The organism is Deinococcus sp. QL22 (genome assembly GCF_023370075.1).
Classification (GTDB): domain Bacteria; phylum Deinococcota; class Deinococci; order Deinococcales; family Deinococcaceae; genus Deinococcus.
This window is the reverse complement of sequence record NZ_CP097152.1, coordinates 372,134-394,880: the sequence shown is the minus strand read 5'-3', so window position 1 is coordinate 394,880 and position 22,747 is coordinate 372,134. Positions and strand designations below refer to the sequence as shown.

Below are 22,747 nucleotides of genomic sequence, written 5' to 3'. Positions count from 1 at the left end.
CCCTCCACCAAACCCTACTAACATTACATACACCGGGGGACAGTTCGTCACGCCACAAGAGGTCTTGCCAATCCAACGAGAACATGGGCCGTACAGCCTGTTCCCGCTGACGCTGAACATCCCCTCGACGATTTGAAGATTCTGATTGCCGATGGTCTATCCCTCATGACACGTCCCCCACCTCAGGACTTGGTCATGAGATTTTCAGGTTCAGTCATGTCCGGCGTGCCACCGTAGAGGTATGAAACACGTACTCATGACCCTCGCCTTGGTGGCGGGCGCTTCGACGGCCCTCGCCCAGACCATCACCTCGCAGAGCATCATCGTGAACCCTGTGGCGTCGCCCCTAAAAGTGAACGTCTGGACGGCAAAGGACACCACGGGCACCAAAACCCCGACCTATGTGGCGGGCGACCGCATCGTGCTGAACGTCAAGACGACACAGGACGCCTACGTGTATCTGTTCAACGTGGATCAGCGGGGCAATGTCAATCTGATTTTGCCCAATCGATTCGCCGGCGGCTCAAACTTCATCAAGGCCAACACCACCAAAAGCTTCCCCGGGAAGGAAGACAAATTTACCTTTGATATTGCCGGCCCCGCTGGATTGAACAAGGTGTTGGCCGTGGCAAGTACCGATGAACTGGATCTCGACGATATTGCCCAGTTCAAGGAAGATCAGCAGACAGGTTTCGCGACAGTCACGGTCAAGGGTGGCCAGAATGGTTTGGCGCAGGCCCTGTCTATCATCGTCAAGCCGCTGGCCTCCCAAGACTGGGTGACCGATGTGGCGCAGTATCAGATCTCCGCCACAGTGGCCACGCCGCCTCTGCCGGTGGTCTCGAACACGACGACGAAGACCTCCACCTGGAAGTCCTCGTTCAAGTCCACGCTGGGCCTGGTGCGCGTGTTCGACTTCTATGCCAATCAGCTCAAAAGGCAGGGCTACGAATCTGACGAGATAACCAACTCGCGCCTGCAGGTCGTAGGGAAGTTTACCCTCTATGACGACACGACCACCAACCTAACGGTCAAGCAGCGTCCGGGAACGACCACGTACGATGTGGTACTGGTTCGCACACAGCCTCAATAACTCCAGCATAAGGCACGCTCCTCAGCCCGCCGTAAAGCGGGCTGATTCGTGTTTGTTCAAGCTCAACTTGAGAGAAAAAAGAGACTGTCACACCACATGAGCAGAGGCGTGCATCTCGCCTTCAGAACGGTGGAATCAAAGAAGCCCTGTGGGCCTCTCCCGATTTCACGTAGATCTGGTTAAGCCACTAGAGCTTGCCTCTCGACCTCGACGGGGGTCAAGTCAGCCAGCGTCGAATGACGGCCCTTGCGGTTGTCATAGATCTGCACGTACTTAAAAATCTTCCCTCTGGGCTGTTCGATGGTGGGATAGACCTGCCCATCAATCAACTCGCGCTTCAGGGTCTCAAAAAAGCTCTCCGAGACAGCATTATCTGTATAACAGAGGTGGATGGGGGTGTTGCCCTCGCATTATCTGCCTCCGTGGCCTCGCTGGGAACTGCACACCCCTATCCACACTCCGTTGGATTCGCCGCGTCGCCAGATACCAGGATGCCTTGAGGCCCGATTTGACAGAGCTGCGCGCTGCCCATCCAGCTTGAGACTGGAGGTCGCATGATCACCCTTGGACTCGATCCTCATCCTGGCAGCCATACCGTGGCCGCCCTCGACGAGCAGGGAACGCCATTAGCGTCCCTGACGGTTCCAAACACTGCGGAAGGTCTGGCACAACTCCATCATTTCGCGCACCCGTACAGTTGTCGGCAGTGGGCCATCGAGGGTGCGGCAAACCGCTTTATCACGACCTTCGTCAGTGAACTGCTCGCGAACAACGAAGCTGTCACACACATTCCGCCAACCTTGACGAGTCAATACCGTGCTCGAAAAGGTCGCAAGAAGAATGATGTGGTAGACGCGCAAAATGCCGCGCGGGCCCTGATGGCCAATCCAGAGTTGCCGCCCTTTCAAAGAGGCGTACAGCAACGTCACCTCCAAGACCTCACCCATGCACAACGCAAGCTTTCCCAAGAACACCAAGCCCATAAAGCGACGCTGACGTCCCTCGATCTGAACTCGCCGGTCAGACCCGTCCTCGAAATGGTGATGACGACGCTTCAGGAGCAACGCAAGGTGCTCGAACGACACCTGAAGGACGTCGTGTCCTCTTTGCTTCCAGCCCTGTTGAATGTTCAGGGCGTGGGGCCCGTTGTCGCAGGCATCGTGCTGGGTGAGATCGGTCGTGTCGAGCGCTTCAAAAACAAACATCATTTTGCCAGTTATTGTGGAGCTGCGCCCGTGGAGCGTGGGAGCGGCCAAAATACGCGGATGCAGCTCAATACGAGTGGATATCGGCGCTTAAACTGGGCTCTGCACATCATTGCTATTGTCCGACTGCGACAAGATGAGCGAACGAAAAGCTTAGTCACCAGACTGAAATCTCAGGGGAAAAGTCAGCGGAAAGCGCTTCGGATTCTGAAGACCTATATTGCACGCGAGCTCTTCACCCTGTTGCAGCAAGCAGCCGCATCCAAGAGTCCTGAGGCCCCAGTTCTAGCTGGAAATGCTACTTGACAGGCTTATACCAGGTTCCCAGCAATTCCCTTTCCGACTCATGCTGTACACCAGCTGGTGTGCAGCCAGTTCTGCTTGAAAACGCCACTGGTGTCCAAGGTGGATTCAAGCAGTCATCGCAACAGCAGCGTCAATCCCGTGTAGCGCGTGTTCAGAGGCCTCATTGGGTGTCTGCCAACCCAGGACTTTGCGGGGTTTGGCATTGAGCGTCTTCGCTCCAGCCGCGAGGTCGTCTGCGCTGTGAAGGCTCAAATCCGTGCCTTTCGGAAAGTATTGGCGCAAGAGGCCATTGGTATTTTCGTTTGTCCCTCTCTGCCAAGGGCTTCACGGTTCGCAGAAAGTGATGCCTACCCCGGTTAAAGTAATCAATCGAATCAGGACGTGTCGACAACTTGGATCAAAGCGTGACGCTGGGGGAGTGCAAAACTGAAGGTGGCACCCTGATTCTCATGACTTTCGGCCCAGACCCGGCCTCCATGACGCAACACAATGCGTTTCACATTGGCAAGCCCAATCCCTGAGCCCTCAAAAGCTGCCGGGCTATGCAGGCGTTGGAACACCCCGAACAATTTATGGCTGTAGGCCATATCGAATCCAACACCGTTGTCCCTCACATGAATGATCTGCTCGTCAACGCCCGTCGTACCCCAGATCTCAATGCGAGGTTGAACGCGGTCTCGAGAGTATTTCATCGCGTTGGACAGGAGATTTGTGAGCACTTGACGCAGTGCTGGCAGGTCTCCGTAGAGTACCGGCAGACTGTGAACGTTCCACTGAACGCTGCTCCCCCCGTCCTCAGCTTGAAGATGGCGGATCACCTCCTGAACGAGATTCTCCAGTGGAACAGGATGAAAGTTAAGATCCTGCCGCCCAGTACGGGCAAACTCAAGAAGGTCATTGATAAGCCAGTCCATCCGACGGGCCGAGTCTTGAATAATGCCCAGGTGCTTGGCCGCTTTTACGGGAAGGAGCTGTTCGGTGTCCCGCTGCAACAGGTCTGCAAAACTAGCAATGTGCCGCAGTGGAGTGCGCAGGTCGTGGGAAATGGAGTATGCAAAAGCTTCTAGCTCAGCATTGACCTCCTCAAGCTCCGCCGTGCGCTGCTGCACCCGCTCTTCCAATAAAGTGTTAAGCGCGAGCAGCTCAGCTTCGATGCGCTTGCGCTCTGTCACATCCTTGCCGGTAGACACGAAATGAGTGATGACGCCCCGCTCATCCTTGATAGGCGTGACTGTCTTCTCTTCGTAATAGAGGGTGCGGTTCTTGCGGCGGTTGACGACTTCGCTGCGATACGCTTCGCCCCGCAGCAGCGTCTCCCACATGTCCTGAAACAATGTGCTCGCGTGAGTTCCGGAGTTCAGTAGGTTCGGGCGCTGTCCAAGAGCTTCTGCACGGGAATACCCCGTCACCGTTTCAAACGCTGGATTGACGTATTCGATCGTGCCGTCGCGAGACGTGATGAAGACTGGGTCGGCGGTTTGCTCTAGGGCGCTCGAGAGCTTGCGCATCTCCTGCTGGGCCTGACGCCGCTCCTGTTCACGTTCGTGCCTCAGCCGTTCTTGGATCTCCTGTGCCTCCCGCGCTTCCAGTTCACGCAGACGCCGCTCATGTGACTGCACAGTCAGCGTTTTAAGGTGCAACTCCACGAACACGCTGGCCTTGGCGCGCAGGACTTCAGCACGCACCGGCGAGAAGATGAAATCAACCGCGCCGAGTGAGTATCCGCCCAGCATGTCCGCCTCAGCCCGGTCATGGGCCGTGACAAAAATAATAGGGGTCAGCTCGGTCTGCTGGCGACTTCGAATGAATGAAGCGGTCTCAAACCCGTCCATGTCAGGCATCCGCACATCAAGAAGAATCACAGCGTACTCATCCTGAAGAAGCAGGCGCAGAGCCTCACGACCAGAAGAAGCGAGCACTACGTTGTGTCCTAAGGGTTCGAGCGCAGCAGCAAGCGCCATACGTTTGGCATCTTGATCATCGACAATCAGGATATTGGCAGTGAACTGGTGCGCAGTAGACGGACTCATGCAATTCTCCGGTAAAGTTTCTCACTTAAGTTCAGTGTCGCAAAGCGCCGAGCATATGGACTGAACTCCATCGACTCGTGGCGCCCGAGCCCCAACACACCGAAGGAGGTGAGACTCTCCACCAGCAGGTTCTGGACATGCTCCTGAAGGGCTGAATTGAAGTAGATCAGGACGTTGCGGCACAAGATGAGGTGGAACTCGTTGAATGATCCACCCGTGGCCAGATTATGCTGACCCCAGATGATGTTTTCCCGGAGTGAGCTCTCTATTCGGCCGTGATCGTCACGCTGAGTGAAATAAGACTCAAAATTTCCCCGACCGCCTGCCAGTGCGTAATTGTCGGCATACACGGTGAGTCTCTGCTGGGAGTAGATGCCACTGCGGGCAACCGCCAAGGCATCGGCACTGATGTCGGTGGCGTAGAGTCGTGTCCGGTGCAGCAGACCCGCCTCCGCAAGCAAGATCGCCAGCGAGTACACCTCCTCTCCAGTGGCGCAGCCCGCATGCCAGACCCGAATGAAGGGGTACGTCCGCAGCAGAGGGAGCACTTCATCGCGCAGAGCCCAGTAAAAGCTGGGATCCCGAAACATCTCCGTGACGCGAATTGTAATTGTCTCCAACAAGCGCGTTAGTGCCTGCTGGTCGTGTAAAACCCGGTGTTGCAAGGCGCTCACTGTAGGCAAACCCTCGGCATGGAGGCAGTGCAAAATCCGGCGGCGCAGGGTAACGGGTGCGTAGCTGCGGAAGTCATGCCCATAATACCGGTACATGCCCTCAAGCAGCAGCGCAATTTCAATGTCCTCCAAGGATTCTGTGGGCGCTGTCATGTGTATCTCAGTGGGACAGCCATACGCGCAGCAGCGACAGAAGCTTGCCGGTATCCACCGGTTTAGTAATGTAGTCGCTGGCCCCCGATTCTATTGATTTCTCACGGTCACCAGGCATGGCCTTGGCCGTCAGCGAAATGATCGGTAGTCCCCGGAATTTACGGTTCAGACGGATTAACCGGGTTGTCTCGTAGCCATCAAGTTCCGGCATCATCACGTCCATCAACACGACGTCGATGTCGGGTGTACTCTCGAGCAATTCAATGGCGGCGCGGCCATTCTCCGCACTCAAGACCAGCATGTGATGCCGTTCCAACACCGCCGTCAAGGCGAAGATGTTGCGGATGTCATCGTCAACGATCAACACCCTCTTGCCGCGCAGCATCGGATCTTGCTGACGCGCACCCTCCAAGATTTGCCGCTTGGCCTCCGGCAAGCTCGCCTCGACCCGGTGTAAGAAGAGGGTGACCTCATCCAGCAGCCGCTCAGGTGAGCGTACGTCTTTGAGAATGATTGACTTCGCCGCTTTGCGGAGCTGTGTCTCTTGCTGCCGGGTGAGGTTTTGGGCGGTGTACACGACAATGGGAATGGCGCGGAAGGCTGGGGTTTCTTGCAGGGCCGTCATCAGTGCAAAGCCGCTCATGTCAGGCAACTTCAGGTCGAGCACGATGCAGTCGAAGGTCACGTTGTTCAGTGCCGCCAACGCCTCAGCTCCACTGCTGACAGCCGTCGTTTGCACATCACCGTTGCCAATGAGCTCCACAATGCTCTCGCGCTGCAGCACATCGTCTTCAACGACCAGCAGATGCTTCACTCGGCGGGCGATAAACGCTTCTAAAGTTGCAAAAGCTTGATGGAGGGCTTCTTTGTCCCCCGACTTCGCCAAGTGGTCGAGTGCGCCCAACTTGCGGCCCAACAGCGACGTTTCCTCACCCGAGATGATATGGACAGGAATGTGGCGGGTGACCGGATCATGCTTCAGATGATCCAGCACGGCCCAGCCGTTGATGTCCGGCAGGCTGAGATCCAGTGTGATGGCCGATGGCCGGTACGTCTGTGCCAACGTCAGTGCCTGCTCCCCCCGCGTCGCGATGATTCCCCTAAACCCCCGCTCACGGGCCAAGTTGAGGAGGATGCCAGCGTAGGTCGGGTCGTCTTCCACAATCAACACCGTGCGGTTCCCTGGTTGGATGGCAGCGCGGTCATCCTCCATGCCAGCGGAGAAGAGGGGCGCGGACACACTGTCTTGGTCTGGAGCATCTGGCTCATGGCGAGACGTGAGCGTGGTACGGCCAGCCCCGCGCGGGCGCGGGTTGACCAGCGTGGCCGGGGTCTGCAACCCGCGCTCCGTGAAAAACCCATTGGGCGGGTTACGGTTGCTTGTGACAGGCAGATACAACGTGAAGATGCTGCCCACACCCGGACTGCTTTCCAAGGTGATCTCTCCTCCTAAGATGCGGGCAAGTTCGCGGCTGATGGCCAGGCCCAACCCAGTGCCGCCGTACTGGCGGCTCGTGCTCCCATCCGCCTGTTGGAAAGCTTCAAAAATAACCCGCTGCTTTTCAGGTGCAATACCGATGCCCGTATCGGCCACACTGAAGGCGATCACGCTTGGTGCCCGGTTCAAGCTCATGTGGTCGCTGCTCCAACCCACCGTGGCTGGGGCAATGCTCAGACGCACCTCTCCGCGCTCAGTGAACTTAAAAGCATTGGAGAGGAGGTTTTTCAGAATTTGTAGAAGTCGCTTTTCGTCTGTGAGGAGGGCGGGTGGGAGCGCCGGATTGAGCTCCAGGTGCAGAGCGACGCCCTTATTCGATGCAACAGGGGAAAACGTCGCCTCGACAGCGTCGCTCACGGCCCGCAGCGGCACTTCCGCTGCGTCCGCTGTGACGGTTCCCGACTCAATCTTTGACAGATCAAGAATGTCGTTGATCAGATTGAGGAGGTCATCACCCGAGGCATAGATGGTCTTGGCATACGAGACTTGCTGCGGGGTGAGGTTTTGCTCTGGGTTGTCGCGGAGTTGGTGAGCGAGCAGCAGCAGACTGTTGAGGGGAGTTCGTAACTCATGGCTCATGTTCGCTAAGAATTCACTCTTGTACTTGGAAGTCAGCGCGAGTTGAGCAGCCTTTTCTTCTAATGCCTGCCGGGCAGTCTCCACCTCACGGTTCTTGTGCTCAACCTCACGATTTTGCTCCGCCAGCAACTGGGCCTTTTGCTCCAGCTCTTCGTTGGTTTGCCGCAGTTCCTCCTGCTGGCTCTGCAATTCCTGAGCCATGTCTTGTGACTGCGAGAGCAGCGTCTCAGTTCGCATGGTCGCTTGGATGGTGTTCAGTACGATCCCAATGGACTCGGTGAGTTGTTCTAAAAACGCCAAGTGCGTTGGACTAAATGTTTCGAAGGACGCCAGTTCAATAACGGCTTTCGTCTCTTTTTCGAAGACGACAGGAAGCACCACAATATTGTTCGGCGTAGCGGCCCCCAGTCCAGAATTAATTTGGACGTAATCGTGAGGCACTTGAGTGAGGACGATCGGCTCCTGCTCAAGTGCGCACTGCCCCACCAATCCCTCGCCCAGCTGAAAGCGGTTGGCAAGTCCCTTACGTTGGCGGTAAGCGTAACTGGCCTGAAGTTGCAAGGTGGGCGCGCTCTCCTCTTCGTCCATCGTGTAAAAAACGCCGTGATGGGCGCGCACCAACGGCGCGAGTTCCGACAGAATGAGCCGACTGACGGGAAGCAGATCGCGTTGGCCCTGGAGCATCCGCGTGAAGCGTGCCAGATTCGTTTTTAGCCAATCTTGCTCGGTATTCTTCTCCGTTGTGTCGCGCAAGTTGTGGATCATCGCGTTAATATTGTCTTTGAGGGCATCGAGCTCTCCGCGCGCGTCCAGGTTGATCGAACGTGTGAGGTCGCCAGCAGTCACAGCGGTTGCCACATCAGCAATCGCCCGCACCTGTGTCGTGAGGTTTGCTGCAAGCTGATTGACGTTGTCTGTCAGGTCTTTCCAAGTGCCGCTCGCGCCTGGAACGCTCGCTTGGCCGCCGAGGCGTCCTTCCACGCCCACCTCACGTGCCACGCCAGTGACTTGTTGAGCGAAGGTTGCCAGTGTATCAATCATGCCGTTGATGGTCTCAGCGAGTTCGGCAATCTCACCCTTGGCTTCTAACGTCAACGTCTTTTTCAAATCACCGTTGGCCACTGCGGTCACGACCCGTGCAATCCCCCGCACTTGGTTGGTGAGATTGCCGGCCATGAAGTTAACGTTGTCAGTCAGGTCTTTCCAGGTGCCGCCCACACCCGGGACAGATGCCTGGCCTCCGAGACGCCCTTCGGTGCCGACCTCACGCGCCACGCGGGTGACTTCGCCAGCGAACGAATTCAGCTGATCCACCATCGTGTTAATGGTGTTCTTGAGCTCTAACAGTTCGCCGCGCACGTCCACGGTGATCTTCTTACTGAGGTCTCCGTTCGCCACGGCCGTGGTCACGAAGGCAATATTACGTACCTGATTGGTCAGGTTGGAGGCCATGAAATTCACGTTGTCGGTGAGGTCTTTCCAAGTGCCGCCTACCCCCCGCACATCGGCCTGGCCTCCGAGACGCCCTTCGGTGCCGACCTCACGTGCCACGCGGGTGACTTCTCCAGCGAACGAATTCAGCTGATCCACCATCGTGTTGATGGTGTTCTTCAATTCAAGGATCTCTCCCTTGGCATCGGCAGTGATCTTTCTGCTGAGATCGCCATTCGCCACGGCGGTGGTCACGTCAGCGATGTTGCGCACCTGATTGGTCAGGTTGGAGGCCATGAAATTCACGTTGTCGGTGAGGTCTTTCCAAGTGCCGCCCACCCCCCGCACATCCGCTTGACCCCCCAGACGTCCTTCAGTGCCGACCTCACGCGCCACGCGGGTCACTTCGCCGGCGAACGAGTTCAGCTGATCCACCATCGTGTTGATGGTGTTCTTCAAATCCAAAATCTCCCCTTGAGCATCGGCTGTGATCTTTTTACTGAGATCGCCATTCGCCACAGCCGTGGTCACGAAGGCAATATTACGCACTTGGCTCGTGAGGTTAGAGGCCATACCGTTGACGTTGTCGGTGAGGTCTTTCCAAGTGCCGTCAACTCCCCGTACATCCGCCTGCCCCCCCAACTTGCCCTCAGTACCGACCTCGCGCGCCACGCGGGTGACTTCGCCAGCGAACGAGTTCAGCTGATCCACCATCGTGTTGATGGTGTTCTTCAAATCCAAAATCTCCCCGCGCGCATCGACTGTGATCTTCTTGCTCAAGTCACCTGTGGCCACGGCGGTGGTCACGTCAGCGATGTTGCGCACCTGATTGGTCAGGTTGGAGGCCATGAAATTCACGTTGTCGGTGAGGTCTTTCCAAGTGCCGCCCACCCCCCGCACATCCGCTTGACCCCCCAGACGCCCTTCGGTGCCGACCTCGCGCGCCACGCGGGTGACTTCGCCAGCGAACGAGTTCAGCTGATCCACCATCGTGTTGATGGTGTTCTTCAAATCCAAAATCTCCCCACGCGCATCGACTGTGATCTTCTTGCTCAAGTCACCTGTGGCCACGGCGGTGGTCACGTCAGCGATATTGCGCACCTGATTGGTCAAGTTAGAGGCCATGCCGTTGACGTTGTCGGTGAGGTCTTTCCAAGTGCCGCCTACCCCCCGCACATCGGCCTGGCCTCCCAGACGCCCTTCGGTGCCGACCTCACGTGCCACGCGGGTGACTTCGCCAGCGAACGAATTCAGCTGATCCACCATCGTGTTGATGGTGTTCTTCAAATCCAAAATCTCCCCGCGCGCATCGACTGTGATCTTTTTGCTCAAGTCGCCTGTGGCCACGGCGGTGGTGACCTCAGCGATATTGCGCACCTGATTGGTCAGGTTAGAGGCCATGCCGTTGACGTTGTCGGTGAGGTCTTTCCAAGTGCCGCCGACATCACGGACGTCGGCCTGACCCCCCAGCTTCCCCTCCGTACCAACCTCCCGCGCGACCCGCGTGACCTCCGACGCGAAGGCATTCAGTTGATCCACCATGGTATTCACGGTGCGGGCTGTCTGAAGGAACTGGCCATGAATGTCTTGCCCCCCGACGTCCATGGCCATCCGCTGTGATAGGTCACCGTTCGCTACAGCAGTAATGACCCGCGTCATCTCACTTGTGGGCCAAACAAGGTCATCAACCAGTTCGTTTACACCTGCAATCAATTCGACCCAAGCCCCGGTCGATGAACCAAGGGGGACGCGCTGAGTGACCTTACCCTCCTTGCCTACAATGCGGCCGACACGCGCAACATCTTGTGCAATTCGCTCGCTGTTCTCTAAAACTTCATTGAAACTGTCGGCGATCTTCCCTGCCACACCGATCCAAGTTACAGGTAAGCGAACAGAGAAATCTCCTTTTTTATAGCCGTTGAGCGCGCCGAGTAAGCCGAGTAAAAGGTGTTCATCTACCTGATCGAAATTGGCTCCTTCAGTCATCGTGAGATCCATGAGGGTTAGGGGCTAGAGGCAGAGAGGATGAAATAAGGGTTCGCACTAGGCGCAAGAATAGAGCGAATCACCATACATGGTTATGGGAATATTTCGCTTTTGCGTCTCTGAAGCAGGGGAGTTTTTTACCTTACCCAGCCCTAAACGGGGTATCTGATTCAACCCGCCAATCTGCACGACACGACGGTGGGCTACGAACTGAATCGCTGGTGGCCTGATTTTGGCGGCCCCAAGATCATTGGCGACAAGGGGTCTTGCCGTTTACAACGACACCACTGTCAACATCAGCCATACGGTTCAGTGAACATGACTGGCTTTCCTCCAACTCAATTGTGATCATATCTGTTCATTTGATCAAGAACGCTTGACAACCCAGGATCCGAGGCGCATAATCACTGCGTTAAACTTCAAAACGAACACAAACGCGCAAGCAGTTGCGCATTTAGGAGGGGTTATGCTCTTTGCCACCCGTCTCAATTCACTCAAGTCGAGGCCCGAACTCGCCTTCTCGCCTGGCCGTATCCACACCCGTGACCTGCTCGGACGCGCCGCCCGGATTCAAGGACTCAACTCGTTGAGCCTCAATTTCCCCGAGCACTTTACACCCGCCACATTGCGGGAGACACGCGACACCATCGAAGCTCTCGGCCTCGGTGTCGACAGCCTCAACGTCCGCTATCCCGCCGAAACCTTCGGTGACGGGGGCTTTACCCACCCAGACGCAGCCACCCGCCAAGCGGCCATTGACCTGACTTGCCAAGCCCTCGACGCCTGCGCCGCGCTCGGCGGCAACCATGTCATCGTCTGGCCCGGCTTCGACGGCTTCGACTATCCCTTCCAAGACAGCTACGCGCGAATGTTCGACCACACGGTCGAGGGCTTCGCCCAGGTGGCCGCCCACGCTCCAGATATGCGGGTCGGGCTCGAATACAAGCCCTGGGAACCCCGCAAGTACTCGCTCATCGGCAATATGGGCGAAGCCCTGCTGGTCGTCCAGGAGGTCGGTGCGGACAACCTGGGCGTCGTGTTGGATTACTGCCACGCTCAGATGGCCAACGAGCATGCGCCCAAAGCTGCTGCTCTGGCCCTGCGCCATAACAAGCTGTTCGGAGTCCATCTCAACGACGGCTACGGACGACAAGACGATGGCTTGATGGTCGGCACCTCCAGCTTAATCACTACGCTGGAACTGCTGGTGCTGCTCGAACGTGGCGGTTACCCTGGCACCATCTACTTCGACACCTTCCCTGTCCGCGAAGATCCTGTGCGCGAATGTGAATGGAACATTCGCGTCACCCAGCGCCTGCTCACCCTGGCACGTGAACTGGCCGGCGACGAGCGTCTTGGCTTCGGCCATGACGGCTTTCATGTCACCACCGTGCTCGAGCGGTTGCTGTTCCCGGAGCAGGTTCATGCCTGAGAGAGTGCAGGTGCTGTTTGCCGGAAGCCTCCATGTCGATCAGATGATCCGGCTGCCCCAGTTGCCTGCCCCGGGGGAAACAGTCATCGCGACCGAGAGTTGGACTCAGTTGGGCGGCAAAGCCACCAACCAAGCAGTTGCCGCCGCACCGCATGTTCAGAGCCTGCTGCTGGCCTGCGTTGGTAACGACGCTCAGGGTCGGGAAGCGCAAACTACCCTATCTGCCCTAGGTGTGCAGCCGACCTTTCAGGTCTCCGGGCACCTGCCCACCGGCTCCAGCGTCGCACTGATCGAGTCATCTGGAGAGAATGTCGGCATCGTCTTGCCCGGCGCGAACGCCGACCTCCAGGCCGAAGCCTTCCAGACCCTGCTGAGCACTGACCCCGTACGCCTGCTGGTCTGTCAGTGGGAAACAGCCCCAGATACCCTTCAGCAGCTGCTCCAAGAGGCCCGGGCCGCAGGCATCACCACACTCGTCAACGCTGCCCCGTGGTTGGACACTCACCGCGGCACCCTGTCCCTCGCCGACCACGTGGTGGTCAATGCCCCTGAAGCACACGCCTGGACAGGCCTCGATCCCCAGGCGCGGCTGCCCCACATCGCCTTCAATCATCCCAGCGTCGTGGTCACCCTGGGAGCTGGTGGGGCCCTGCATTACCAAGACGGCGAGCTGACCACCGATCTCCGGGTACCCGCGGTCGAGGCGCTCTCGACCCACGGCGCAGGCGATCACTTTGTGGGTGTGCTGGCGGCCCACGTGGCCAGTGGCAACCCTCTGCCTCAAGCGCTCCAGCAGGCCGTGACTTCGGCCGCCCAATTCGTCCAGCAGCTCCACAACCACCCCATACCTGCCCCTTCATAACCTGGCCCTACCGGCTCAACTCAATTGCACGTTCATCCTTAACCTGCCTCAGGAGGCACACCATGAAGATCACCGCCGCACTCTGTACCCTGACCGCCCTGCTCAGCAGTCTCGCCGCCGCCCAAACCTTCTCGCCCGACACCGAGAAAAGCCGCATCGAGTCATCACAGCTCACTGCGAAGTTCGGCCCAGTGCCCAAGCCCACCGCCGGCATCCAGTTCGGCGGCGTGATGAAGGCGCTCTCGAACGAGTACTGGCAGCTGCTGCGCAGCGGGTACCTGAAAGGCGCCAGCAAGTACGGAGTCAAAGTGGACGCCCAGGCCCCCTCCAACGAGAGTGACCAGATCGGCCAACTCAGCATGATGAACACCATGATCGGCAAAGGGTACAAAGCCCTGCTGGTCTCACCGCAAAGTGACGTCAACCTGCTGCCCGGCATTGCACGCGCCGGCAAGACCAGCCTGGTCATCAACGTTAACGACGCTGTCGCCCCCACCGCCCAGCACTTTGTCGGGAATATTCAGTACGACAACGGCGTGAGCGTCGCCCAGTACCTGCTCAAAACCTTCCCCAAGGGCGGTCAAGTGGCCGTGATTGAGGGCCAGGCGGGCGTCTACGCCGCCAAACAGCGCACGCTTGGTTTCAAGACCACGCTCGCCAAGAACCCGGCGCTCAAGATCGTGGCCAGCGTACCCGCCGACTGGGACCGCCAGAAGGCCTTCACGACCGCCCGCGACCTGCTGCGGCGCTACCCTAATCTGACGGCGTTCTACTGCAACAACGACACCATGGCCCTGGGTGTGGTCGAAGCGGTCAAGGCCTCAAAACGCTTGGGCAAGACGCTGGTGTTCGGCACAGACGGCATCAATGCCGCCTACGACAGCATCAAGAAGGGTGAGCTGACAGGTACGGTCGACTCATTCCCGAGCCTCACAGGGGAAGTTGCGGTCGAGGTTGCCGTACGCCTGCTGGCAGGGCAAAAGCTCCCCCGGGTGGTGGCCACACCCCAGGCCCTGGTCATGAAAAATACCGTCGCCAAGTACGAGCTGTTTAAGAAGTAACCCGGTAGAGGGGCGCTGCACCACCCGCAGCGCCCCGGATCTATGAACTGGGCCCATGATGGCCCGCTCGTCCCCCTTTCTACCCGCAAGGAGACCCGTTTCGTGGCCGAACTGCTCGCTGCTCACCACATCCATAAATCGTTCAGCGGCGTGCAGGTGCTGCGCGACGTCGAGTTCACGCTCCTTGCCGGAGAGGTACATGCTCTGCTCGGGGAGAACGGCGCAGGGAAAAGCACCCTGCTCAAGACCCTGTTCGGGATGCACCGCCCCGATAGCGGCGCCCTCACTGTAAACGGGAAGAACGTTATCCTAAACAGTCCCAAAGACGCTGAAGCCCAGGGCATCGCGATGATCCATCAGGAACTGGCCCTCATTCCGGAACTCACCGTCGCGCAAAACGTCTTGCTGGGCAACGAGGGCAGCGAGGTGCTGAACTACGCGCGGATGAACGCCCGGGTCAAACCTTTTTTGGATCAGGTCGGCTTGCAGGTAGCCCCCAGCCTCCCCGTTCGGCGCCTGACCATCGCCCAGCAGCAGATGGTGGAAATTGCCCGCGCCCTGGCCCGTCAAGCCCGCATCATCATCATGGACGAGCCGACCTCCAGCCTCACTACCCATGAGATCGAGCAGCTCTACCAAGTGGTGCGCGACCTCACGGCCACGGGCGTCGGCATCATCTACGTCAGCCACCACTTTGATGAGATCGAGGCCCTCGCTGACCGGGTGACGGTCCTGCGCGACGGTCAACACATCGGCACTGTGCACCAGCGCGACGTGACTCAGGAACAGCTCGTGCAGATGATGGTCGGCCGCGACCTGGTGGCGCAAACAGCGCCGCCCGAGCGCCAAGCCGGGTCTGTGCGGCTGGCCGTGCGGCAATTGAGCCGGTCAGGAGCTTTCCAAGACATCAGCCTGAACGTCCATGCAGGCGAAGTGGTCACCCTAGCAGGCCTCATTGGGGCCGGGCGTACCGAGGTACTCCGCGCCATTTACGGAGCGGACGACGTCAATACCGGTGAGGTCGAACTCGACGGCCTGGTTGTGGCGCGTCCGTCGCCCGACCTGATGATGCGGCGGGGCACCGGCTTTATTCCAGAAGACCGGCGAATGCAGGGCATCGTGCCGGACGCCCGGGTGAGCGTCAACATGATGCTGACGAGCTGGGCCAAGGGCACCGCGACCGTTCAGGAACGCGACATGCGGGCCCAGGTTGCCCCACAGATGCTGCAACTGGGCATCCGCCCCAACAATCCTGACCAAACCATCCGCCGACTGTCCGGCGGCAACCAGCAAAAGGTCATCTTGGCCCGCTGGCTGGCCGCGGGCTGCGGCCTGCTCCTGATCGACGAACCGACCCGGGGCATCGACGTGGCCAGCAAGGCCGATATCTACGCCCTGATCGACGGACTCGCAGCTCAGGGGGTGGCCATCCTGATGGCGTCCTCTGAATTGCCGGAAGTGTTGAGACTGAGTGACCGAATTCTAGTGATGCGTGAAGGCCGCCTGGTGGGCGAACTTTCCCGTGCCCAGGCCAGCGAGGAGCGCATCCTGGCGCTGGCCACCGGAGCGATAACCCATGCAAAAGATCCAGCCCTCTCCGAATAGTGCAGGCCGCGCCGCCGTGATTGAGCGGCTGCGTGAAGCGGGCATTCTGGCCATCCTTCTTCTCGGCGCGGTGGTCTTCAGTTTCACCGTGCCGTCGTTTTTCTCCGTCGACAATGCCATCACCGGGATCGGCCTGAGCGCGGCCATCAATACGATCGTTGCCATTGGATTGACCTACGTAATCATGACCGGGGGCATTGACCTGAGTGTCGGATCAACTGCCGCGCTCTCAGCCGTCGTGGGCGCCGACCTGATGCAGCGCGGCGTGCCGCCGCTTCTGGCAGTCCTCATCGCTCTGGGAGTCGGTGCTGCCGCAGGACTTGTCAACGGGCTGCTGATCACCCGGGTACAGCTCGCCCCCTTCATCGTCACGCTGGGCACCATGACCTTCTACCGGGGTTTGGCGCTCTCTTACACCAATGGACAGCCGATCTTGTCGCTGCCGGACGATTTTAAACGCGTTCTGGGCGGCAACCTGTTGGGTTTACCTATTCCACTGCTGGCTGCCCTCGGGTTGGTTCTGGTGTTCACGCTGATCTTGAAGTTCACCAAAACTGGGCAGTACATCCTGGCCATCGGGGGCAACGCTGAAGCCGTGCGGCTGAGCGGGATCAACGTGAACCGGTACATCACCTTGACCTACGTCATTTCCGGGGTTCTGGCGGCCTTTGCCGCCCTGGTGCTGATCGCGCAGTTGGGCGCGGCAGAACCGATTCTCGGCAACGGCTGGGAACTGAGTGCCATCGCTGCCGCAGTGGTGGGCGGCACGAGCCTCTCCGGGGGCAAGGGCAATGTGGTCGGGGCGCTCCTGGGCGCGCTACTCCTGAGCATGTTGCAAAACGTCTTGACCCTCTTGGGCGTCCAGGCCTTCTACCAACTGCTGGCCACCGGCCTCATCATCATCGGCGCTATGGTGATCGACCGGTACACCCGCGGCCGCTGAGCAACGAAAGTGAAGAGGGCCGGGGCAGTTGCCCCGGCCCTCTTCACACCAGCGTGACCTCCAGGCCCGCGTCCCTCAGCCAGCCGAACTTGCGACTCTTCCGGTCGCTCACCACTTCGCTCACTCGGTCTAGAGCGCACACCTGAGTCATGGCTCGCCAGCCAAACTTGCTGTGATCGGCGAGCAAGAGAGTCTTGGCGCTCGCCTCGATTGCCAGGCGCTTGACCATCGCCTCCTCAATCACTGCATTCGAGACGCCGCGTTCATCGACGGCATGGGCACCCATGAGGAACAGGTCAGCCCGTAGACCGCGCAGGAGTTCCTCAGTCCACGGGCCGGTGATGCTGAAGGAGTTGCTGCGAACCCGGCCCCCCAACAAGAGCACTTCCGTCTCGCCGACTGCCAGGACTTGGGCGGCGGGCAGATCGAGCGTAATGGCCGTCAGGGGCCGGCCGGCCAGACGCTGGGCCACCGCGAGGATCGTGGTTCCAGCATCAAAGATAAGCGTAGAGCCATCTTTGACTTGAGAGGCGACATAGTCGGCAATCGCTAACTTCTCGCTGGGCATCCGCACCGATTTGGCTGCGAACGCCGGTTCCTGAGTCAGACTGCGCTGCAAGCGAACCGCGCCTCCGTGTGTTCGGGCCAGGAGTCCCTGTTCGGCCATGCCCTGCAGGTCACGCCGGATGGTCGCCTCTGAAACGCCTACCTTTTCGGCAAGCTCTTGGGTGAGCAATGTTTCATGCACGTCCATCAGTTCAATAATGCGCGTTTGGCGCTCAAGTGGGAGCATATGAGCAGATCATACGCATATTTGAGCGGCGAGGGGCAGAACAAGCTGGATATCGATACGTGAGGGTCCTGTGCTCACGCCGTGGAACACGGCCAAGTCATGTCTACGGCACGTTGCAACAACTGGATTGAACAATCCCATCGTCTCACACGACGACAAGAGCGACAACAACGAGGATTTCCGTGAGAACTCCGGGCGCAGGACATTCTCGAACTGCAGGCCCGAATCACACACCTCCACCATCCCGCCCGCTCCAGCATGCCTGCGTTATGGCGTCGTCATCATCAATAGGCTGCGTTCACCACTTAACAAGACAACGTGCAGCAATCGGCCTGAACGGCCGATTGCCTTGTGGAGGGCTCCTTCCCTCCTTGGAAGCAAATAGCTGGCCACAATCAGTCAACAATGTAGAACCCAGTCCAAGGTTCCCCGGCGTGGCGTTCCCGCCAGCCCCGCGCCCAGGCCAAACTCCAGCCGAGTGTTTGTCCCCAGAGCGGCGCGTGGCCCTGCTCATCTGTGCAGTCTTTACAGGAACAGGGTTCCATTGAAGACGCTTGGGCCTAGACAGTCACCAAAAACGAGCGTTCCAGAGATGGTCAATGACCGCGGCAGGGGTCAAGTTAAGGCAACACAACCGTGTTGGCCCCTGCCCCCACCGGGCGGGAACGGGCCTCCAGCTGCGGTTCAATGTCACACTCAGACGATGCTGCTCGTTGTCCATGCCGCGCTTACCTGGGCCTTGTCCGGCTTGATCCTCACCATCCAACTCGTTCATTACCCCTTGTTTTCCCGCGTTGGGGCGACCAACTACGCCGCCTACCAACAAGAACACATCCGGCGCATCACCTGGTTGGTCGCGCCGCTGATGCTCGCTGAACTGGCGACAGGGGCCGCGCTGATGTTGCGGCCACCCCCCTTGGTGTCTGCTGCATCCACGGCGCTGGGGCTCGCCCTCATTGTCTTGATCTGGCTCTCGACGGCCCTCGTCCAGTCTCCGGCACACCGCCAGTTGACAACAGGGTTTGACCGGAGACGGCACTCGCGCCTGGTCACGACCAACTGGGCGCGAACCCTGCTATGGCTTCTACGCAGCCTGCTCGTGAGCTGGTGGCTGCTCCTGGGGATGGTCATGGCCGGAGGATAATGGAGCGGGCCAGACCGGGGAGAAGTGAGGCTGGGCCGGGGCCGCGCCCTGCTCAGCTAACAGCGCGCGGCACAGTGTTCGGGGGCATCCTCACTCTCAAGCTGCCCCCAAACACGTTCGGTTCTCATCTCGTCAATGGTTCAGTACGCTCAGGCTTTGGTTTCAATGCTGTGCACCTGGTACTGCGCCTGTCGGCGGCCCACTGTGACTTCAAAGGAATCTCCGGCCTTTGCCCCTTCCAGCTTGCGGCCCACCGGACTGTCCGAGCTGATCTGAACCACACCCTGAGTGGTGGGGGCGACCTCTACCGGGCTGACCAGTTGAGCCCGCAATTCCCGCCCCGACTGAAGGTCTTTGAGCAGCACGTAATCACCGAGCTCTACACAGTCGTGCTGACCGCCTTCCACCGAAATCACCTGGGCCGCATCCAACACGCTTCTCAGCTCTTCAATGCGCTCCTCAACCGCAGCCAGTTGCTGTTGGGCCTCCACCAGCCCCAGATTTTCCGCTTCGTTGGCTTCCATCTGATCCCGGACGTAGGCGCGGGCTTCCTCTAAACGCTCTTGCTCGCGTTCCAGACTCTGCTGCAAACGCTTCCATCCAGCCGCCGTTATCTTCATGGGTCGAGTCATCCTTGTCGCTGAACATAGCGCCTTCCGGCCAGCCCTGCTGAGCAGGCGGGCAGAAGCAGGTGGCCCCTGTCCGCTCCGGCAAGGGCCACTTCTATGACAACCATGCCAGTCCAGGCCAATTCGCCTCTCCCACTCTAAAACGGTGCGACTCTGAGGGGGGACGACTCTCCCCGGCCAGCCAGCAGGTGTCAACACGCCCTGAGACTCAGTAGTACAGGATGTCCCAGTGGTTGGATTCCTTGGCGTAAATATTGCCCGCTGCACTTTTGTACTGAGGCGCCCCGTCTCCGCGCAATCCGATGTAGGTAAAGTTTCTGGTGACATAGCTGTTGATGCAGGTCGACAGGCTGGTATCGAGTTTGTAGCCGTTGTAATGGCTGTAGGTGCCGCTTGAGTGTCCCACTTCGGTGCCGCCCGTAATGTTCAGGGCGCAGCCTGAGGCCCGTTTCAGCGTCAGGATGCCGTCAATAGTGCCGGAGTAGATCTGCTCCAGAGACGTACAGGTCGAGACGCTGCGGGTACTGCAGTTGCCACTGGACACCACCGGAATACCGGCGGCGGTCACGCGGCTGCGGGCGGTGGCGTCGCTCAGCTTGGTGCCGCTCAGGGCATTCAGGGTGGCGTCTGGATTCAGGTTCGTGGCTGCGGATTCCTGCGGCAGGGCGGCGTTGGGCGCACCGCACGAGGACAGGGCAAACAGGCAGGTCAGGGCAAGAACGCCAAACTGCTGATGGACTAAACGCATGGCAACTCCTTTGAACACAAAGAGGACGGGAAAGTCGGACAGGTCTTGAGCCACTGACAGGGCCTGCAGCAGTGGAGAAGGTCAGCTCACCAGAGCCACCCAGGTATTTGGGCCGGCAATGCCGTCTGCGCCCAACCCCTGACTGCTTTGAAAGCTCTGCACGGCACTTTCTGTACCCGCGCCGAACACGCCGTCTACGGCCACAGCAAAGCCGCGACTCCGCAGCTGACTCTGAACGGCCTGCACGGCGTCTTCGGTGTTGCCTCGCCGCACGGTCAGGATCAGCTTTTCCCAAGTCGCCGATCCCACCAGCGCGTCCGGCGTCAGGCCCACCGAGGTCTGGAAAGCGCTCACGAGGCTGCCTGTGCCGCTGCCATAGTTGCCGTCCACACTGCCGCCTTGCCCCCGCGCCCGCAGCAGAAACTGCACGCTCCTCACGCGCTCTCCCGTCTGTCCGGTTCGGGTGGTCGGCCAGACCCGCACATTGACGCCCAGGCGGGCGGCCACGTCACGCCGCAGTTGAGGCAGCCTGGCGTACAGCACGTCGCCGGGGCAAGAGGTGTTCAGAAAGTCGCGGTGGCCGTACAGCTCGGTGGCGGGAATGGAGTACTGCTGACACAGCCAGGCGCACAGCTGCACCAAGGCGTTGTACTGGGCCGTGGGCGGAGCAACGCTGGTGTAAGTTCCTTCGTTTTCAATGCCCACGGAAACGTCGTTGAAGCCCTCGCAGTGAGCCCCGCGCACGTGCTGGTTGCCTGTGCGGGCCGCGTCGATGCTCTGGTGACGGCCTTCCAGCATGTACCCGCCCCGGCTGATGGTGAACTGCTGACCCGAATCGATCCAGCCCCGGTCAATATGGCTCTGCTGAATAGAGCGGGCCAGAGAGTACGCCTGGGCCTGAGACAGATCGCTGACGTTGGCGCTGGCCGTATGGTGCACAATAATCCGCGTGGGCCGGGTCGCCAAGAGGGTGACCGGTTCCTTGGGGGCCTGCGCCTTCCACAGGGCTGTGGTGGCAATGCTGGGGAAGGCCAGGGCCAGGGTGTTCAGGCGGTGGCCGGGAGTGTCATGGTTCAGAACAGCCACTTTCGTCAGGCCGCAACTGGCCAGCAAGGTGGGGCCAGCACAGGCCGCGCCCCAGCGCAACAGATCACGGCGGTTTACGGGTGGGTTCATCAAGCCTCCTAGAGGGCCAGACCAAATAGCGATGACATGAGGGCGGGCAAAAGGGCCGCTGCCGACACGGGTGTGCCGTCGCGATAGGAAAATTACTGAAGAGCCAGTGGGAACTTGCACCACCTTAGCGAATGAAAACTGCGAAGGCGGGAAAAAATTCACCTCACGCTTCTTCAGAGAAGTTTCATCCTTGGGAGGGCCAGCTTGTCAGCTTGAGGCACTGGCAACCGCTCAAGCGGGCGAGGCAGAGCTGTGGAAGAGTGCCCACAACCTACCCCCATCATTGGGCTCCCCACCAAAAGATCACTTCTGGCCGCCTCAGTGCACCCTCAGGTGTCCGTACCGCACTCACTGACGGTTCGGTGATGGACTGAGGCCGCGCTGTTGCCACTCACTGACCAGGATGTCTGCGGCGCCGTTTCCAGACAGGTGTTGATCGGTCATCAAAGACCGCCCTAAAGACGGCGCGGTCATGGGCTGCGGTATTCGCCTGCGCTTTCAGAGGAGAGGCCAAGCGTTCACCGTAATGGCTTCCAGCACGAACTCCCGCGCGGATCCGTTGGCCCGGAACCCCAGATAACCGCCCGCCCCGAATCTCAGGCTGTAGACGCGGTGAAGGTCAAACAGGCGGCCAGCCGCACGGACAAACTGTTCAGCGTCCTGATCCGTTGGGGAGCTGGTCGCAGGCTGGATCAGGCGTGCCGGGCGGCCATACGCCTGAACGGCGGAGCGGTGTTCTTCCGGGGACATAAACTGGAAAGTGAGGTCGCTGGTCACGAACTGGCCGGGCTGGGCCAGACCCAGCTGCCCACCTGCCTGTCCCGCCGTCAGGCTGCTCAGGCCATGTTCCACCATCAGTTCAAGCAGGGCCTCTACGAAGCGCGTCGCCTCAGGCGAGGTCAGAAGAGAACGGTCTGTCATCCGGAAAGCTTACCGCAGCTCGGAGGGCCGCCAAGAAGTTGAATCTGCGCGTCGGCCCGCTGGTGTCCGGTCAGGGCGGCCCTCCGAGCTAAAGTCAGCATCCGCCAGCGGAACAGTTGAGGGTGGACGGTTGTGCTCAAACCTGTGCCTTCCCAGGCTCCTGCCCTGAGCACGTCATCGCTGTCGCTGCCACTGAAGCGTGGCTCGCTCGTTTCATTTTTGCTGCTGGTGCTGATCAGTAGAGATAAACGTTGGGTGCAACGTGGCCCGGAATACTACCGGGCGCCGGGTTGTTTGCGCGGGCCCCAGGCCCTCCTACATCCGCACCCGGCGCCAACTCTTTCACGGAACTCCAGATCATAAAGACATAAAGTTTCACGGAAAAATCGCAAAAGTGAAACAAAATTTCTGAATGCTGGCGCGAGAAAGAGGACTTTAAGCCTATACACGGGTGTTTTCTTCGAAACGTCGCCCTGTA

17 protein-coding genes and 2 pseudogenes are annotated in these 22,747 nt (G+C 59.3%); 9 read left to right on the top strand and 10 right to left on the bottom strand.

Going from position 1 to position 22,747, the window contains the following annotated elements; translation table 11 throughout:
* Positions 1–241: 241 nt before the first annotated feature.
* Positions 242–1,093, top strand: coding sequence for a DUF4384 domain-containing protein (locus M1R55_RS24075; RefSeq protein ID WP_249395423.1), 852 nt, complete (start codon positions 242–244; stop codon positions 1,091–1,093).
* Positions 1,094–1,272: 179 nt separating this feature from the next.
* Here the strand turns inward: M1R55_RS24075 and M1R55_RS32415 are convergent, their stop codons facing one another.
* Positions 1,273–1,485, bottom strand: coding sequence for an IS3 family transposase (locus tag M1R55_RS32415; protein WP_371827312.1), 213 nt, complete (start codon positions 1,483–1,485; stop codon positions 1,273–1,275).
* Between the two features lie 162 nt (positions 1,486–1,647).
* Between M1R55_RS32415 and M1R55_RS24070 the strand changes: the two genes are divergently transcribed.
* A complete protein-coding gene (locus tag M1R55_RS24070; protein WP_249395366.1) occupies positions 1,648–2,604 on the top strand; it encodes a transposase in 957 nt (318 codons plus the stop codon).
* 105 nt (positions 2,605–2,709) lie between these two features.
* On the opposite strand, the pseudogene M1R55_RS24065 reads toward M1R55_RS24070, so the two are convergent.
* The 4 genes and pseudogenes from M1R55_RS24065 to M1R55_RS24050 form a co-directional block, all read right to left on the bottom strand.
* A pseudogene (locus tag M1R55_RS24065) lies at positions 2,710–2,958 on the bottom strand (transposase); the annotation flags it as partial.
* Between the two features lie 20 nt (positions 2,959–2,978).
* On the bottom strand, positions 2,979–4,634 hold the full coding sequence (locus M1R55_RS24060) for an ATP-binding protein (RefSeq protein ID WP_249395422.1): 1,656 nt from the start codon (positions 4,632–4,634) through the stop codon (positions 2,979–2,981).
* A complete protein-coding gene (locus M1R55_RS24055; protein ID WP_249395421.1) occupies positions 4,631–5,461 on the bottom strand; it encodes a protein-glutamate O-methyltransferase CheR in 831 nt (276 codons plus the stop codon). Before M1R55_RS24055 ends, M1R55_RS24060 begins: the two co-directional genes overlap by 4 nt.
* 7 nt (positions 5,462–5,468) lie before the next feature.
* Positions 5,469–10,955 carry a HAMP domain-containing protein gene (locus tag M1R55_RS24050; RefSeq protein WP_249395420.1) on the bottom strand — a complete coding sequence of 1,829 codons (5,487 nt, stop codon included), beginning with the start codon at positions 10,953–10,955 and terminating at the stop codon, positions 5,469–5,471.
* A gap of 162 nt (positions 10,956–11,117) precedes the next feature.
* Here M1R55_RS24050 and M1R55_RS24045 point away from each other — a divergent pair.
* The 6 genes and pseudogenes from M1R55_RS24045 to M1R55_RS24020 all read left to right on the top strand — a co-directional run.
* Positions 11,118–11,231, top strand: a pseudogene (locus M1R55_RS24045) (IS982 family transposase); the annotation flags it as partial.
* A gap of 190 nt (positions 11,232–11,421) precedes the next feature.
* Positions 11,422–12,387 carry a sugar phosphate isomerase/epimerase family protein gene (locus tag M1R55_RS24040; RefSeq protein ID WP_249395419.1) on the top strand — a complete coding sequence of 322 codons (966 nt, stop codon included), beginning with the start codon at positions 11,422–11,424 and terminating at the stop codon, positions 12,385–12,387.
* Complete coding sequence (locus M1R55_RS24035; protein WP_249395418.1) at positions 12,380–13,249, top strand: PfkB family carbohydrate kinase; 870 nt, start codon at positions 12,380–12,382, stop codon at positions 13,247–13,249. The genes M1R55_RS24040 and M1R55_RS24035 overlap by 8 nt, the downstream gene beginning before the upstream one ends.
* A gap of 62 nt (positions 13,250–13,311) precedes the next feature.
* Complete coding sequence (locus M1R55_RS24030) at positions 13,312–14,310, top strand: substrate-binding domain-containing protein (protein ID WP_249395417.1); 999 nt, start codon at positions 13,312–13,314, stop codon at positions 14,308–14,310.
* Positions 14,311–14,352: 42 nt separating this feature from the next.
* Positions 14,353–15,915, top strand: coding sequence for a sugar ABC transporter ATP-binding protein (locus M1R55_RS24025; protein WP_249395416.1), 1,563 nt, complete (start codon positions 14,353–14,355; stop codon positions 15,913–15,915).
* The gene (locus M1R55_RS24020) at positions 15,887–16,858 is read left to right on the top strand and encodes an ABC transporter permease (protein ID WP_249395415.1); all 972 of its coding nucleotides are present in this window, start codon (positions 15,887–15,889) and stop codon (positions 16,856–16,858) included. Before M1R55_RS24025 ends, M1R55_RS24020 begins: the two co-directional genes overlap by 29 nt.
* Before the next feature lie 43 nt (positions 16,859–16,901).
* On the opposite strand, the gene M1R55_RS24015 is transcribed toward M1R55_RS24020, so the two are convergent.
* The gene (locus M1R55_RS24015) at positions 16,902–17,651 is read right to left on the bottom strand and encodes a DeoR/GlpR family DNA-binding transcription regulator (RefSeq protein WP_249395414.1); all 750 of its coding nucleotides are present in this window, start codon (positions 17,649–17,651) and stop codon (positions 16,902–16,904) included.
* A 703-nt stretch (positions 17,652–18,354) separates the two neighbouring features.
* Between M1R55_RS24015 and M1R55_RS24010 the strand changes: the two genes are divergently transcribed.
* Positions 18,355–18,795, top strand: a complete 441-nt coding sequence (locus tag M1R55_RS24010; RefSeq protein ID WP_249395413.1) for a hypothetical protein — start codon at positions 18,355–18,357, stop codon at positions 18,793–18,795.
* 149 nt (positions 18,796–18,944) lie between these two features.
* Here the strand turns inward: M1R55_RS24010 and M1R55_RS24005 are convergent, their stop codons facing one another.
* The 4 genes from M1R55_RS24005 to M1R55_RS23990 all read right to left on the bottom strand — a co-directional run bounded on the left by M1R55_RS24005 (position 18,945) and on the right by M1R55_RS23990 (position 22,269).
* The gene (locus tag M1R55_RS24005; RefSeq protein ID WP_249395412.1) at positions 18,945–19,415 is read right to left on the bottom strand and encodes a GreA/GreB family elongation factor; all 471 of its coding nucleotides are present in this window, start codon (positions 19,413–19,415) and stop codon (positions 18,945–18,947) included.
* Positions 19,416–19,632: 217 nt separating this feature from the next.
* Positions 19,633–20,172 carry a hypothetical protein gene (locus tag M1R55_RS24000; protein ID WP_249395411.1) on the bottom strand — a complete coding sequence of 180 codons (540 nt, stop codon included), beginning with the start codon at positions 20,170–20,172 and terminating at the stop codon, positions 19,633–19,635.
* Positions 20,173–20,253: 81 nt separating this feature from the next.
* Entirely contained in the window at positions 20,254–21,348 is a 1,095-nt protein-coding gene (locus M1R55_RS23995; RefSeq protein ID WP_249395410.1) for an N-acetylmuramoyl-L-alanine amidase, read from the bottom strand.
* 498 nt (positions 21,349–21,846) lie between these two features.
* The gene (locus tag M1R55_RS23990) at positions 21,847–22,269 is read right to left on the bottom strand and encodes a hypothetical protein (protein WP_249395409.1); all 423 of its coding nucleotides are present in this window, start codon (positions 22,267–22,269) and stop codon (positions 21,847–21,849) included.
* Between the last annotated feature and the right edge of the window lie 478 nt (positions 22,270–22,747).

Bases quoted from the DNA above. Each gene is read 5' to 3' on its own strand.
- M1R55_RS24075 (WP_249395423.1), top strand. From the start codon at position 242: ATGAAACACGTACTCATGACCCTCGCCTTGGTGGCGGGCGCTTCGACG.
- M1R55_RS24070 (WP_249395366.1), top strand. From the start codon at position 1,648: ATGATCACCCTTGGACTCGATCCTCATCCTGGCAGCCATACCGTGGCC.
- M1R55_RS24060 (WP_249395422.1), bottom strand. From the start codon at position 4,634: ATGAGTCCGTCTACTGCGCACCAGTTCACTGCCAATATCCTGATTGTC.
- M1R55_RS24055 (WP_249395421.1), bottom strand. From the start codon at position 5,461: ATGACAGCGCCCACAGAATCCTTGGAGGACATTGAAATTGCGCTGCTG.
- M1R55_RS24050 (WP_249395420.1), bottom strand. From the start codon at position 10,955: ATGACTGAAGGAGCCAATTTCGATCAGGTAGATGAACACCTTTTACTC.
- M1R55_RS24040 (WP_249395419.1), top strand. From the start codon at position 11,422: ATGCTCTTTGCCACCCGTCTCAATTCACTCAAGTCGAGGCCCGAACTC.
- M1R55_RS24035 (WP_249395418.1), top strand. From the start codon at position 12,380: ATGCCTGAGAGAGTGCAGGTGCTGTTTGCCGGAAGCCTCCATGTCGAT.
- M1R55_RS24030 (WP_249395417.1), top strand. From the start codon at position 13,312: ATGAAGATCACCGCCGCACTCTGTACCCTGACCGCCCTGCTCAGCAGT.
- M1R55_RS24025 (WP_249395416.1), top strand. From the start codon at position 14,353: ATGAACTGGGCCCATGATGGCCCGCTCGTCCCCCTTTCTACCCGCAAG.
- M1R55_RS24020 (WP_249395415.1), top strand. From the start codon at position 15,887: ATGCAAAAGATCCAGCCCTCTCCGAATAGTGCAGGCCGCGCCGCCGTG.
- M1R55_RS24015 (WP_249395414.1), bottom strand. From the start codon at position 17,651: ATGCTCCCACTTGAGCGCCAAACGCGCATTATTGAACTGATGGACGTG.
- M1R55_RS24010 (WP_249395413.1), top strand. From the start codon at position 18,355: ATGCTGCTCGTTGTCCATGCCGCGCTTACCTGGGCCTTGTCCGGCTTG.
- M1R55_RS24005 (WP_249395412.1), bottom strand. From the start codon at position 19,415: ATGAAGATAACGGCGGCTGGATGGAAGCGTTTGCAGCAGAGTCTGGAA.
- M1R55_RS24000 (WP_249395411.1), bottom strand. From the start codon at position 20,172: ATGCGTTTAGTCCATCAGCAGTTTGGCGTTCTTGCCCTGACCTGCCTG.
- M1R55_RS23995 (WP_249395410.1), bottom strand. From the start codon at position 21,348: ATGAACCCACCCGTAAACCGCCGTGATCTGTTGCGCTGGGGCGCGGCC.
- M1R55_RS23990 (WP_249395409.1), bottom strand. From the start codon at position 22,269: ATGACAGACCGTTCTCTTCTGACCTCGCCTGAGGCGACGCGCTTCGTA.